The sequence below is a fragment of the Cellulosilyticum sp. I15G10I2 genome (genome assembly GCF_900095725.1).
In the GTDB taxonomy this organism is placed as follows: Bacteria; Bacillota; Clostridia; order Lachnospirales; family Cellulosilyticaceae; genus FMMP01.
The window spans coordinates 19,153-33,037 of sequence record NZ_FMMP01000020.1 but is presented as its reverse complement, the minus strand read 5'-3'; the positions used below and the strand labels follow the sequence as shown (position 1 = coordinate 33,037).

General features: G+C 37.7%; 14 protein-coding genes and 2 riboswitches. Of the genes, 2 read left to right on the top strand and 12 right to left on the bottom strand.

What is annotated here, in order from left to right; genetic code table 11:
• Window positions 1-42 precede the first annotated feature (42 nt).
• Window positions 43-153, bottom strand: a riboswitch (TPP riboswitch).
• A 218-nt stretch (window positions 154-371) separates the two neighbouring features.
• Together BN3326_RS17735 and BN3326_RS17730 are read left to right on the top strand one after the other, a co-directional pair.
• Window positions 372-1,787, top strand: coding sequence for an alanine/glycine:cation symporter family protein (locus BN3326_RS17735; protein ID WP_070000589.1), 1,416 nt, complete (start codon window positions 372-374; stop codon window positions 1,785-1,787).
• A 254-nt stretch (window positions 1,788-2,041) separates the two neighbouring features.
• A complete protein-coding gene (locus BN3326_RS17730; protein WP_070000588.1) occupies window positions 2,042-2,440 on the top strand; it encodes a MerR family transcriptional regulator in 399 nt (132 codons plus the stop codon).
• A 63-nt stretch (window positions 2,441-2,503) separates the two neighbouring features.
• Here the strand turns inward: BN3326_RS17730 and BN3326_RS17725 are convergent, their stop codons facing one another.
• The 12 genes from BN3326_RS17725 to BN3326_RS17670 form a co-directional block, all read right to left on the bottom strand.
• Complete coding sequence (locus tag BN3326_RS17725) at window positions 2,504-3,184, bottom strand: HesA/MoeB/ThiF family protein (RefSeq protein ID WP_070000587.1); 681 nt, start codon at window positions 3,182-3,184, stop codon at window positions 2,504-2,506.
• A gap of 1 nt (window position 3,185) precedes the next feature.
• On the bottom strand, window positions 3,186-3,410 hold the full coding sequence (locus BN3326_RS17720; RefSeq protein ID WP_070000586.1) for a MoaD/ThiS family protein: 225 nt from the start codon (window positions 3,408-3,410) through the stop codon (window positions 3,186-3,188).
• Between the two features lie 58 nt (window positions 3,411-3,468).
• Window positions 3,469-4,527 carry a tungsten cofactor oxidoreductase radical SAM maturase gene (locus tag BN3326_RS17715; RefSeq protein ID WP_070000585.1) on the bottom strand — a complete coding sequence of 353 codons (1,059 nt, stop codon included), beginning with the start codon at window positions 4,525-4,527 and terminating at the stop codon, window positions 3,469-3,471.
• A 92-nt stretch (window positions 4,528-4,619) separates the two neighbouring features.
• The gene (locus BN3326_RS17710; RefSeq protein WP_070000584.1) at window positions 4,620-6,410 is read right to left on the bottom strand and encodes an aldehyde ferredoxin oxidoreductase family protein; all 1,791 of its coding nucleotides are present in this window, start codon (window positions 6,408-6,410) and stop codon (window positions 4,620-4,622) included.
• Between the two features lie 17 nt (window positions 6,411-6,427).
• Window positions 6,428-6,548, bottom strand: a riboswitch (molybdenum cofactor riboswitch).
• A 79-nt stretch (window positions 6,549-6,627) separates the two neighbouring features.
• Window positions 6,628-7,074 carry an MOSC domain-containing protein gene (locus BN3326_RS17705; protein ID WP_330389768.1) on the bottom strand — a complete coding sequence of 149 codons (447 nt, stop codon included), beginning with the start codon at window positions 7,072-7,074 and terminating at the stop codon, window positions 6,628-6,630.
• Window positions 7,071-7,547 (bottom strand): cyclic pyranopterin monophosphate synthase MoaC, encoded by a 477-nt coding sequence (gene moaC, locus BN3326_RS17700; protein WP_070000583.1) that lies wholly within the window; start codon window positions 7,545-7,547, stop codon window positions 7,071-7,073. The genes BN3326_RS17705 and moaC overlap by 4 nt, the downstream gene beginning before the upstream one ends.
• A 17-nt stretch (window positions 7,548-7,564) precedes the next feature.
• Window positions 7,565-8,521: a GTP 3',8-cyclase MoaA gene (moaA, locus tag BN3326_RS17695; RefSeq protein ID WP_070000582.1), complete on the bottom strand. Its 957-nt coding sequence runs from the start codon at window positions 8,519-8,521 to the stop codon at window positions 7,565-7,567.
• A 1-nt stretch (window position 8,522) separates the two neighbouring features.
• Complete coding sequence (locus BN3326_RS17690) at window positions 8,523-10,424, bottom strand: molybdopterin biosynthesis protein (RefSeq protein ID WP_070000581.1); 1,902 nt, start codon at window positions 10,422-10,424, stop codon at window positions 8,523-8,525.
• 1 nt (window position 10,425) lies between these two features.
• A complete protein-coding gene (locus tag BN3326_RS17685; protein ID WP_070000580.1) occupies window positions 10,426-11,667 on the bottom strand; it encodes a molybdopterin molybdotransferase MoeA in 1,242 nt (413 codons plus the stop codon).
• A gap of 37 nt (window positions 11,668-11,704) precedes the next feature.
• Window positions 11,705-12,331 (bottom strand): ATP-binding cassette domain-containing protein, encoded by a 627-nt coding sequence (locus BN3326_RS17680; RefSeq protein ID WP_070000579.1) that lies wholly within the window; start codon window positions 12,329-12,331, stop codon window positions 11,705-11,707.
• Window positions 12,322-13,014, bottom strand: a complete 693-nt coding sequence (locus BN3326_RS17675; RefSeq protein WP_070000578.1) for an ABC transporter permease — start codon at window positions 13,012-13,014, stop codon at window positions 12,322-12,324. The genes BN3326_RS17680 and BN3326_RS17675 overlap by 10 nt, the downstream gene beginning before the upstream one ends.
• Window positions 13,014-13,853 carry an ABC transporter substrate-binding protein gene (locus BN3326_RS17670; RefSeq protein WP_070000577.1) on the bottom strand — a complete coding sequence of 280 codons (840 nt, stop codon included), beginning with the start codon at window positions 13,851-13,853 and terminating at the stop codon, window positions 13,014-13,016. The genes BN3326_RS17675 and BN3326_RS17670 overlap by 1 nt, the downstream gene beginning before the upstream one ends.
• Window positions 13,854-13,885 lie beyond the last annotated feature (32 nt).

Below are 13,885 nucleotides of genomic sequence, written 5' to 3'. Positions count from 1 at the left end.
CAACTAAAATATGGGACATACCAATACAGGTATGTCCCATTAAATTTATTAATGTAAAATTCCTACGTTGGCATTATCCAAATCAGGTATATGGGTCGAAGCTGCAATTTACTTCCTCTCAGCCTGTATGCACAAGCTCCCCAATATTCAATTTTTCTCAGTATAGCATATCTCCCTATTGGTTTCAATGTTTTTTAATTTTCTTGCAGTAACACTTGAACAGGTAATCATATCGTGATAGAATTATTCTAAAATTTTCAATCTTCTACAAAAAACTAGTTAATTTCAATACTCTGTATGATATCTATAGATATATGTCTATACATATATATTCTATAAACCCATATTCTAAACATTTTAAGGAGGTACTTATGGAAAAATTTATTGAGTTAGTCGAAAAAATCAATGGTGCAGTCAATAATGTTGTTTGGGGTTGGCCTATGCTGATACTTATTATTGGAACAGGCATCTACTTCACAATCAGAACCAACTTTTTTCAGATCAGAAGATTTGGTCATGTTCTAAATGAAACTTTTTTTGCCATCTTTAAAAACAAGAATGTTACAACGACTAAAGACAAAAAATCTATTACACAATTTCAAGCTTTGTCAACTGCACTAGCTGCAACTATAGGCACTGGAAATATCGTTGGGGTTGCTACAGCGCTGACAGCTGGAGGTGAAGGTGCTATCTTCTGGATGTGGGTTTCTGCTATTTTTGGTATGATGACCAATTATGCTGAAAATGTGCTTGGCATCTTTTACCGTTATAAAAATGCCAAAGATGAGTGGATGGGCGGACCTATGGTTTATATTGAAAAAGGTCTGGGTCAAAAATGGCTGGCTGTAATCTTTTCTGTTTTTTGCGTCGGTGCATCTTTTGGTATTGGTAATATGACTCAAGTCAACTCTATTTCTTCTTCACTAAATGCAACCTATAACATTCCAACTATTATTACCGGCCTTTTCATTGCAGCAATGGTTGCACTTGTTATTGTTGGTGGTATTCGCCGTATTGGGAAGGTCACTGAGAAAATAGTTCCTTTTATGGCAATGGCCTATATTATTGGATCCCTTATTATTCTTATTTTACATATTAATCTTGTTCCAGCAGTCTTTAACAGTATTTTTACAAAAGCCTTTAGTTTAAAAGCTGTTGGCGGCGGGGCTGCTGGTACAGTGATGGCTTCTGCAATTAAATGGGGCTTTAAAAGAGGTGTTTTCTCAAATGAAGCAGGTCTCGGCAGTTCAGTAATGGTACACTCTGCTTCTGATATTAAAGAGCCTGTTAAACAAGGTTTATGGGGAATTTTCGAAGTATTTTTTGATACAATTATTGTTTGCTCTTTAACTGCTTTTGTCATTATTTCAACGGGTGCCTTAAATTCAGGGGCTCAGGGTTCTGAGCTGGCAATCATCGCATTTTCTGATGGATTTAGTACTTTTGCAGGACATTTTGTGACCATTGCCATTTTACTCTTTGCTTTCTCAACTATACTTGGCTGGTCCTATTACGGTGAAAGAGCTATGGAATATCTCCTTGGCTTAAAATCTATTATCTTTTATAAAATTGCTTTTATTCTAATGATTGTTGTAGGTGCAACAGTCAGCCTTGACCTCGTTTGGGATATATCTGATACACTCAATGCACTTATGGCGATCCCTAACTTAATTGGCGTTCTTCTCTTATCTGGTGTAGTCATTAGAATTACCAACAATTATATCGGCCGAAATCTTTCAAAAATACCCTCAGAAGAAAAACCAATGTGCTCAGCCTACGATAAATAATTTTAAAAACCTCCGCAGCGATTTCATCCAAGCGGAGGTTTTTATCTGTCTTTATCTAGCACTTTTATAAATTCTAAGTACATCCTGTCCCTACAACTTTTTGAGCCCGCCGCTTGGATGCTCATTGCCATATCCAGCAGCCGTATCAATATATTTAACTTGATGATGCCCTCAAATATGAAGTATAATAAAATTCTAAACCTTAACGTTAACTTTAAGTCAATAGATAAACTAAAAAATGAAAGGAAAGATTTATGGATTATTCTATTAAGCAAGTATCCGAAAAAACAAATTTAAAAACCCATGTTTTGCGTTACTATGAAAAAGAAGGTTTACTGCCTTTTGTAAGCCGAAGTAAAAGCGGAATCCGCCGTTATTCAGAAGGTGATTTGGAATGGATTGGATTAATCTGCTGCCTTAAAAATACTGGAATGTCTATAAAACAAATCAAAGATTTTGTTGAACTCAGTATTAAGGGCAACGAAACCTTAAAAAAGCGATGTGATATGTTGATTGCACACAAGAAAAGTGTTGAAACACAAATTGAAGAAATGCAGGATCATTTGCGAAAGGTAGCTCACAAAATAGAGTACTTCACAGGACAATATGAAAAATACACTCTCGACCATCCCGATCACACCGAAGTTATATAACAAACGACGTCGTCAATAAGGTACTGTGCTTTATAAAAAAGCGCAGTACCTTATTTTTAAAAACTACTCGAGTTCTAATACTTCATATTCATGATCTAATACATTCATAAAGAGCATTTTTTTTCTTAATAAGTCCCCCCGGTGAATGAGTATCTTAACAACTTCACTCACCTGCTGGGCACTTATAAGTGCTGGTGTAAAGGCAGGGTTTCCCACTATCTTTTCTTTACCAGTAGAGTTTCTATTTTTATAAATTTTATTTAGTGTGTCTTCTCCTGGAAAAATAGTTGATACCTGCCCGTACCACCCAGCTATTGCACCATGTACAAAGGGTATTTGCAGCGCCTTGGCAGTTTCTTGAATCAAAAATCTTGCCTCAATACTATCTAGTGCGTCAACAATCACATCATGATCCTTTAATAATTGCTTTGCATTTTGAGGGGTCAAAAATGCTGTAACAGGGTATAGATTAGTTTCTGGATTAACTGACAGGATTCTCTTTTGGGCTGTAAGCGCTTTACTTTCTCCTAGGTTTTGTGTATCTGATAAAATTTGTCTGTTAAGATTACTTTCATCAAATACATCACCATCAATGGCAGTAATTGTGCCTACCCCAAGTCTTGCAAGCATTTCAATGCTATAGCCTCCGAGTCCCCCACATCCTACAACACATACTTTTGCATCATGTAACATCTGATTTTCTTCTTCACTAAGTGTTATTTGGTTACGCGCATATCTTTTCATATCATCCGCCTCCAACCGGTGGAAAAATGGATACAATATCGTATGCGCTGAGCTTGGCATTTAGAGCGCCATCTCTTCCATTAATTAATAATATAGCTACATCTTCTTTCGGAATTTTTAACAAATCAATAATATCCTGTGGGCTCATCTCATCTTTCATATCCAAAATGACTTCCTTACCACGGTCTTGACGCAGTGTAGCAAATAATCTTACTTTTATTTGCATTTCCCTCTCCTCCTATCTGAAATTTATATTTGTTAAATGAACGATGCATTATGATACGCTATACGCAATAAATAAGTTTTCTTGCCCACAAACAATCGCCGCAAGACGGCATGTTGCCATAGCAATCTATCTCAGAATTCCTTACCATATCACATCCATCTGCTAAATCACAGTCAATACAAGAAGGATAATGATTATTAAAAACTGTCATACGAAAATCTGCATACCTACCACTTCCCCAAATTTCATTTAAAGGCTTTTCAGATAGATTGCCAAAAGAATAGGCACAAACACTTTTATGACGTTCAAATACGACTTCTGTACCATCATGAGCAAATCGGTAACAGGGCACCACATCCCCTGAAACTGTAATCATAGTTGCTTGATCTTCTATAAATCTGCATCTTCTTTCTGTTTTTAACTGGTACGCTGGTAACTGTAATGCTACAGTTTTTGCAAAAGCATGGTTTTGAATTTTCTTAAAAAGTGCCTGAATTTCTTTATTTTCATAACGTGTATAAAGCGCCAACTTTTGATCTTCTATAGTCATTGGTAAAACATTAGATATAATGACTCCAGATACTTCGTGGACTGCTGCTAAATCGATAATTTGAAAAACACTGTCTTTATTCATATCCGAAAGTACCATTTGAAAAGACACAGTTGGTGTTTTATATTTTCTTTTTTGCTTGAACTCGTTTAAGGCTTTTAGATTTTCAATAATCTGTTCCAGCGAAAACTTGCGAATACTATAAAAAACATCTGGTGTGCCATCAACAGATATAATCATATGATTAACTGTATCTGCAATTGTTTCCCGCATAGACTCATGCATGATTGTACCATTTGTCGTAAGGGTTAAATGATAGTCTTTTAATGCATGCATTACTTTTTGTACTTCTTCTGAAAAAGTGGGTTCTCCAATACCTCCGAGTACGATTTCTTTAATAGTGGGCATACTTTTAATTTGCTGGATGCACTTTTCTAATATCGCCTCTGCCATATCCATCTCCTGCTGATGCCATGTTTTACGATAACACATTGTACAATTTAAATTGCAGCGATTGGTAAGCTCCAGGTAAACTTTTTTTAATTGATGAACTTTTTCTACTGACATTTTTCACCTCCTAAAGCATTGCGATGCGCTCTTAGGCCGAACTTTCCTATTTCAAAAGAAAGAGCCTCCTAAGAAGCTCTTTACTTTTGAAATTATAGTCCAAGCAGTGCTTTTCTATCCTCTGTTGGAATACCTTCTGCACTCCAGCCACGTTCAGCATAGTACTCTGGCAATAGTTCAGAGAGCCTTGCTACATTTCCTTTAGAAGGTCCATCTGCTATGCCATCTTCTAATAATCTCTTAGGAAGTGTATCTTGTGATGGATCAATACCCGCTTCTAAGTTATAGAGTCTTTCAATATTCCAAATTCTTTCTCCTGCCGTAAGTACATCCTCAGCTGTCCAATCAGTACCAATTACGGCATTGATCATATTTGCATAATCTCCGGCGCCCATTGCAAACGAAGTAAAGAGACATAGTCCTGATGCATCAATAAAAGCTGTAAGATCTTGGAATACTTTTACCCAAGTTGCTTTGCCTTCAAGTGAAAAACGGTCTAATTTTTCTGGTAAACCAAGAATTTCAGGTGAAATAAGGTATCCTCTTACATGACAGCCTCCACGGTTAGATGTTGCATACTGTAAGCCTTGACCTTGGATAGCTCTTGGATCATATGCTGGCAGCTCTTGTTTTTTCACAGACATAGATAACTCTGGTACCCCATAAGCATCTGTTAATCTATAAGATCCTTCAGCCATCTTGCTTCCAAGGCCCTCTCTCATACCCATGCGTTTAGTCCATTCTACAACTGCCTCAGCATTGCCAAACTCCAGTGAAAGCCCATCTAATTCTTCATCTTTAATATAGCCTTTTTGATAAAGCTCCATAGCAGCTGCAATAGTTGCCCCAGCTGATATCGTGTCTAAGCCCATTTCATTACACCAGAAGTTTGCTTTAATAACAGCTCCCATATCTGATACACCGCAATCTCCGCCAAACGCCCAAATGGTTTCATACTCTGGTCCACCACCTTCAATATCGTCAACTTTACAGTAACGGCCACAGGCAATTGGACATCTGTAGCAAGGATCTTTTTTAACTAAGTACTTTTCTGCAAGTGTTTCACCACTGATTTCTTCTGCTTTATCAAACTGAGAAGTTTGGAAGTTATTTGTAGGGAAAACACCATTCTCATTAATGATGTTAACAAGAACAGCTGTACCATATGCAGGTAGCCCTTGACCTGTAACACCATTATCTTTAATTTGCTGCATACATTGTTTAACAACTACTTTAAGTGCATCTGCATCTGCAAGATCTACTTTTTTGCTGCCCTTAACAACTATAGCTTTAAGGTTTTTAGAACCCATTACTGCCCCTACTCCTGAACGTCCCGCTGCTCTTGAGTAATCATTCATAATCGCTGCTATGTGTGATAATTTTTCTCCTGCAGGTCCAATCGTTAATATTTTAGACTTTTCAGGTGTTTCTGCTTCAAGTGCTTTAGTTGTCTCTGAAACAATTTTACCCCATAAGTGCGCCGCAGGTCTAAATTCAATCTTATCATCCTCAATCATCATATAAACTGGCTCTTCGGCTTTACCTTCTACAATAATAACATCATAGCCTGCAAACTTAAGTTCTGGCCCCCAGTATCCCCCTGAATTAGATGAAGCAATTGTGCCTGTAAGCGGTGATTTAGTGACAACCATATATCTCCCACCGGTTGGAGTTGGTGTCCCTGTTAAAGGCCCTGTCACAAATAAAATCTTGTTTTCTGGACTTAATGCATCAACAGCCGGTGATACTTCGTCTGCATACAATTTAGTCCCAAGTCCTCTTCCCCCTATAAATTTCTTTGCAACTGTCTCATCCAAAGCCTCTACTGCATAAGTACTTGTTGTGAGATTAACTCTTAAAACCTTACCTTGATAACCGTACATAAAACGACCCCCTTTTGGTTTAAATGATTTCCAAATCCTTTCCAAACACGGGAGGCAGTGCAGTTTCCTGTTCTACCCATAGGTTAATGGTTCATGGTATTAAACTTTAGAACAATTAACTCGGACGTTGGCTTACTGGTTAAAGTCCGCTCTATAATTGTGTAATTTTACTACAATTACACTTATAATTAATTTTACTTTATCATATTTATCCAAATTATTCAAGTATTTCGATACTGTCATTTGCTCTAATCGTACCGCTTTGAATGACCTTAGTAAAAACCCCTTCTTTAGGCATAATACATTGGCCTACTTGTACTTTGATCGCACATCCCGTATGACATTCTTTACCAATCTGAGATATTTCTTGGATTGTTTCGCCTATTTTTAATAACGTACCTACCTTAAGTGTGTGGAGTTCAATCCCTTCCGTAGTAATGTTTTCAGCAAATTTTCCACTGCATAGCCCCTCAATCCCTACCTTTGTCATCTTATCAATACTTTCTTGGGCTAGTAAACTGACCTGTCTATGCCATTTTCCTGCATGCGCATCCCCTACTAATCCATGGGCCTCTTGGAAATAACCTTCTGAAACCGCATCTTTGATAACACCCTTTTCTTTACTTATATTAACTGAAATGACCTTGCCAATAATCTTGTTCATTTTAGTCCCTCCTTTAAATAGTCCCCTGATTTGCCTCCGCTCTTTTTTAACAGCGTTATTTGACCAATAACCATTTCTTTATCAATGGCCTTACACATATCATAAATCGTTAATGCAGCAGTCGATACTGCTGTTAAAGCTTCCATTTCAACCCCTGTTTTGCCTACCGTTTTAACTTCTGCTTCAATCAAAATACAATGCGTTTCTATTTTAAAACGAAGGTCTACGCCTGTTAACATCAGCTGATGACACATTGGGATAAGCTCACTTGTTTTTTTTGCTCCCATAATGCCTGCAATCTGTGCAACTGATAAAACATCGCCTTTTTTAATGCGTTCATTTTGGATGGCTTGTATCGTTTCTGGTTTCATAGTGATTATACCTGAGGCAACTGCAGTTCTTGATGTATCGTCTTTTTCGGTTACCTCTACCATATAAGCTCTGCCTGAATCATTAAAGTGTGTAAATGACATTTATTCTCCTCCTATAGTTATCCACCGACTTGGATCATATTTCTTTCTGTCAGACTGCCCTCTTCAATAAGATGTTCAAAAGGTTTATGCAACATTGCATATTGAATAAAATCTGTCAGGGACCTTTCTTCTCTTAGTGCTGCTTTTAGATCAAACTCTTCATTAGAATGCAGGCAGTGCTTGAGCTTTCCTTCAGATGTTAAGCGCACTCTATTGCACGTTCCGCAGAATTTACAAGAAATAGGACTAATAAGTCCCACTCTACCTTTTGCACCTGGAAGCTGATAGTATAAAGCCGGTGAATTCTCTTCTAACGCATTACTTTTTACAAGTTCTGGTACTACTTTTAATATATATTCATTTGAAAGAAAATGATGCTTGGACCACTTAGCCACTTCTCCAATAGGCATCAGTTCAATAAAACGTACGTCGATTGCTTCCTCCTGTGTAAGTCTAACAAATCTTTCAACCTCATTATCATTAAATCCACCGATTAGTACGACATTAAGCTTTATTGGTGTTAAACCTACTTTTCTTGCCTTTTCTATCCCTTTAAGGACATCCTTTAGTTTTCCGCCTCGTGTCATCATTGTATACTTTTTATCATCTAAAGAGTCTAAACTAATATTAACTCTGTTAAGTCCTGCATCTTTAAGAGTTTGTGCCATAGTATCAAGAAGTATCCCATTTGTAGTTAAAGCCAAATCTTTGATACCTTGATGTCTCTTTATTTTCTCTATGAGTGTGACAATGCCTTTTCTTGCAAGAGGTTCTCCACCTGTAATACGCACCTTAGTAATCCCAAGTTTTGCAAAAGCATAGACGATTTCATCCAACTCTTCAAGTGTTAAGATATCCTCATGGGCTATTTTCTGAATGCCCTCTATCGGCATACAATACTGGCATCTGAGGTTGCATAAGTCTGTAATAGATAAGCGTAAGTAATTAATTGTTCTTCCATATGCATCTTTCATATTATTCACCTACTTTCAAAACTTCACCTGGATTTTCAAGCTCATATCCTCCAATTAAACTCAGCTTTTCTTTAAATGTTTTGGACTTTAAAATCTCTATAAAGTTTTGAACGCGGTGATCCTCTAAATAGGCTATAGGTACTAAAAAATCATAAGCCTCATAGCAAGCAGGTATAAAATCAAGCTTCATGGCCTCCGCTGCTGCAAAGATCCCAAGTCCTGCATCAGCTGTTCCTGAGGCTATCGTTACTGCGACTGTCATATGTGTCGTCATTTCTCTATTATACCCTATAATATCCCCCGGATCTAACTGTTGTTTTTTGAGTTCATAATCTAAGAGCTGTCTTGTACCCGCTCCGCGCTGACGATTAACAAAGTGTATGTCGTCTCTTATCAAATCTGAAAATCCTTTGATTTGTTTAGGATTTCCTTTTTGAATCATCAGTCCTTGGAGTCTTTTAACGCCCTTAATAATTGCCATAGAGCCTGCTGAAAAATACTTTTTCACATAAGAAATATTGTACTCACCGGTATGTTCATCTAATAGATGAATAGGCGCTATATGACACTCTCTGCGTTTCATAGACATAATGCCGCCTAAACTCCCTACATGCCCTGAGGTCAGGGGCATTCTGTCTGCAATCAAATCTAAAATCAAATCATGGCTGCCAATTAAAACAACTCTTTTTATGATTTTTTCTATAGGTTTAATGAGTGAGATATCAACCATCTGTCCGCTTTCGATGCCTTCTGACATACGAGGTATAGTTAAAACACCATCTGCGCGGACGAGGCTCATCGTAGCTCCTGCCCCTCGATTTAAAGGCGTTGCAACGAGCCGGTTATCTACTTCTCCTAAGGTTACTCTTACAAGCTCCTGATGTTTGAGTGAAGAAACTACTCTTTGTGATAAAACTGCTTTAATACTCTTAGCCTGATCTTTTTTACCTAAGTACCATGCTATAATTGGCTTTGCAAAAGTCTCAAAAGCAAAGTATGCGGAAACAGGATAGCCTGGAATACCAATCACTGGTTTACCATCAATTATCCCCAATATTGTAGGTTTTCCTGGTTTTAAAGCCACACCATGTATAATAACCTCTCCAAGCTCACGAATCAGATCGACAGTAAAGTCTTTGGATCCTGCTGAAGATCCCGCATTTATGATTAATATATCATTTTCTGCTATGCCTTTTTTTATCGCTGCTTTTAGAACCTCTTTATCGTCTCTAAGGGGAGCATATATTTTGGGAATCCCCCCCGCTTCTAAAATCAACCCCTGAAATACTTTTGAATTAGAATCGATGATTTTGCCATATTTAAGTTCCTTTACATTTTGGACAATCTCTGTTCCGGTAGGAAGTATGCCGACAGATGTTTTTGCAAATACCTGAACCTGTTCCACGCCACCATTTAAAAGCGCACCCATATCCATGGGTCTAATCGTGTGGAATGAAGGAATGATCATTTCTCCTTGAACAATATCTTCTCCTACTGTCCTGATATGCTGCCATGGGTAAGCCGGCGCTATTATTTGTACATGCCCTGGGGACATCTCGGTTAAATCCTCAATCATAATAACTGCATCACGATTTACAGGTATGGGATTACCTGTATTAACATATTCAAAATGTTCTCCCTGAATAAGCACTTTAGGTGCCTTTTCGCATGCACCATAAGTATCTGTAGCTGTAACAGCAATCCCATCCATGGCAGCTCCATGATAATGTGGCGATGAAATATTTGCAAAAACAGCCTCACAGGTTGTTCGAAACAAAGCATCTTCTACTGGAAGTGTTTCAGTTTTTATATGAGATGCTAAAGCATTCTTATAACGTTCAATAGCTTCTTCAACTGGTATATTTGATATGTAAATATTTCTATTGTCTTTATATTTCTCCATCTTACAGTTCCACCTCCTGTAGCAGATACACCTTCACTTTTTCGCCTTTCATGAGCCCTTCTATGCTGCCTGGTATACGCAAATATCCCGAAGCCTTAGCAAGCAGACTCATCATGCCGGACTTTGCATAAAAAGGATGTGCATTCCAGCCTTCATCACTTTGAACAAGCTGAACCATTTGATAGGTTTCCTTTCCTGGTGAAGCATGTACATTGGCTGCTAAAGTTGCCATAATGCCAAAATCAGTCTCTGGCCTTTTTAGCAATTGCTGCATATAAGCTTTTACAAACTGATTAAAAATAATGAGAGCGGAAGCTGGATGTCCCGGAAGTCCAAAAACGACTTTTTTACCAATGTGTCCCAAAATAGTAGGCTTGCCTGGCTTTATAGAGATTCCATGAACCAAAACTTCTCCCTCTGCAAAGGATTCAATGATTGCTTTTGTATAGTCTCTTGTCCCTACAGAACTTCCCCCTGAAAGAAGTACAATGTCTGCCTGATTTAAGACTTCTCCAAGTGTTTCCTTCAATTTTTCAAAGTTATCTCTAACAATTGACTTATTGATCACTTCTCCACCAAGCTGCGTAATAAGACTACTTAAGGCATAGCCATTGATGTCTCTTATTTGTCCAAGCTTTTTGGGCTCCTCTAGATCAATAATTTCATCTCCTGTTGATATAACGGCAAAACGGAGTTTTTGATAAACCTCAATCTTATGAATACCTTGTCCAGCAAGAAGACCAATATCATAAGGGGTTAATTTTTTGCCTTTAGAAATAATTAATTCTCCCGCTTTAAGGTCATCTCCTATCAATGTCATGTTTCCAAGAGGAGCAATAGGCCTATGAATAAGGATAGTTTTTTCATCCAGCTTTTCAACATATTCGATCATAACAACTCCATCTGCCCCCTCCGGAACCATGCCTCCGGTCGGAACATAAACAGCTTGCCCTTTCTGAAGAACAAAATCAGTTGTTTCCCCCATAGCAACTTCACTCACACAGTCTAAAAAGCTTGGCATGGATTCTGATGCTCCCATGACTTCTTGACTGATTACAGCATAACCATCTACTGTTGAACGATTAAATTCCGGCAAATTTACAGGTGCCAAAATTTCTTCGCTTGCTATGCGTCCTGCTGCCGAAATTAAGTCTATCGTTTCAGACTGTATAAAATAGTCTCTTGCCAGTTCTTTAATTATGTCATGAACTTCTTTTGCAGTTAACACATTAAAAAATTCCATCCCCTCACCTCATATTCATCTAATAATTTTTCATAGTCTACTTTCTAGGCAGATCAAGGTGAATACACGCACCGCAAAAACGCTTAGCCTGGGCCTGATTATGGGTAACAAATATAATTGTACAGCCAGTTGATTGATGATAAGCTTTAAGCTCCTTCTCAATAATAAGTACAGCTTCCTCATGAATATTGGAAGTTGTTTCGTCTAGTAAAAGTATTTTAGGCGCTGCTGCAAGTACCCGGGCTAAAGCCACTTTTTGAGCTTCTCCACCTGATAAGGTGTCTGCTCTTTGAGAGCTAATCCCCTCTATATACATATTTTGCAAGAATTGATTAACTATCTCTTTTCTTTTATCTTTTTCAATACCTCTCACTTTAAGAGGATACTCAATATTTTCATAAACACTGCGCTTAAAAAGATAAGGATTTTGGCTTACCATTCCGATTATCTGTCTGTTTTCTTTTTTAAAATGCAAGCTATCATAGAGCACTTCTCCCTCATAATCAAAGTCAAGCCCGCCAATAATCTTGAGAAGTGTGCTTTTACCACAACCATTATCTCCTAAAAGACCTGTAATCTGTCCTTTTCTAACATGTAAATGAGGGATATCCAGTACTGTCTTTTGATTATATTTTTTTAGAAGATGCTTAATCACTATTTCCATGGCTCCGTCTCCTTATAAACAATACTGTTAACAATTAAGGAAATAAGAAGAAGTACAACTCCAAGGGCAATGGCCATATCATATTCTCCCATAGAGTTCATTAGGGCTATTGTCGTTGTCATCACCCTTGTTACACCTCTAATATTCCCCCCTACAATCATCACGGCACCAACTTCTGAAATGGCCCTTGAAAAACCAGCGATTAAATGTACTAAAAAATCCATCTTCAGTTCACGGATAATCAATACTATAATTTGAAATGAATTAGCGCCAAGGAGTAATCCTTCATGTTGTATTTGACGTCCTCTTAACTTAACCGTATGATAGGTAAGTCCCAAAACAAGAGGTGAAACAAGTACCGTCTGAGCAATAATCATGGCCATCGTAGTATATAAAAGCCCCGCAAAGCCTAAAGGCCCCTTGCGAGAAAGGAGTAGTAATATTATAAGACCAATGACCACAGAAGGCGTACTCATCGAGGCATATAACAGCCTTGAAACAATTTGCTTGCCTTTAAACCTTTTTAGTCCCAGCCAAATAGCAAACGGAATACAAAATAAAGCGGAGATAATAACCGCCGATAGCGAAACAAATAGTGATCTTATAATAATTTCATAAAGCTCAGGGTCAAATGAAACAATCAGCTGAAAGGCTCTTATAAAACCATTTTTAATTTCACCCATCAGTAACTTTCATCACAGGGGATAAAAAGGGATCTTCCATAAGTCTCTACCCCATACTCCTCAATTTTTTTCTGAATCTCAGGTGATAAAAGCCATTTAATAAAGCTTTGAGCCCCTTTGCTGTTAATTTTAGTGTTTTTATTAGGATTAATAGCAATTACACCATACATATTCATAAGGTATTCATCATTCTCAACCATAATATCAAGTTCCAAATCTTTAGAAAGCTTTAAATAAGTTGCCATGTCTGATAGCGTATAACCCCTTAGTTCATCCGCCATTTTCAAAACATCTCCCATGCCTTTTCCTGCTGATACATAATTACTGTATGTAGGTTCCATGCCTAGCTCCTTCCAGATGCTAAGCTCCTTTTTATGTGTCCCGGATTGGTCTCCTCTTGAAACAAATAGCGCCTCTTCAGCTGCCATCTGGGTAAATGCTTCTAAAACGCCTTTCTCTTTTAACCCAAGAGGATCTTCGGCGGGCCCTACTAAAATAAATTCATTATACATAACATCCCATCTTTTTGTACCATGACCTTCTTCTACAAAGGTTATTTCTGACAGCTTATCGTGGACTAAGAGTAAATCCACCTCTCCATCTTGTCCAAGCTTTATGGCCTGACCTGTGCCTACTGCAATAACTTTAGCCTCTATCCCTGTCTCTTCATAAAATATAGGTAATAATTCATCTAATAATCCACTATCCTGCAGGCTCGTTGTGGAACCTATTAATATCGAAGACTTTTTCTCTGTACTAAATTGTCTTAACACAATCCCCAAACTCACTGCAAAAATGGTAATAACCCCTATTAAAAATATAAATCTTTTCTTTTTCACTCTGCATCCCTCCTTCCTACTTTTAATTATTA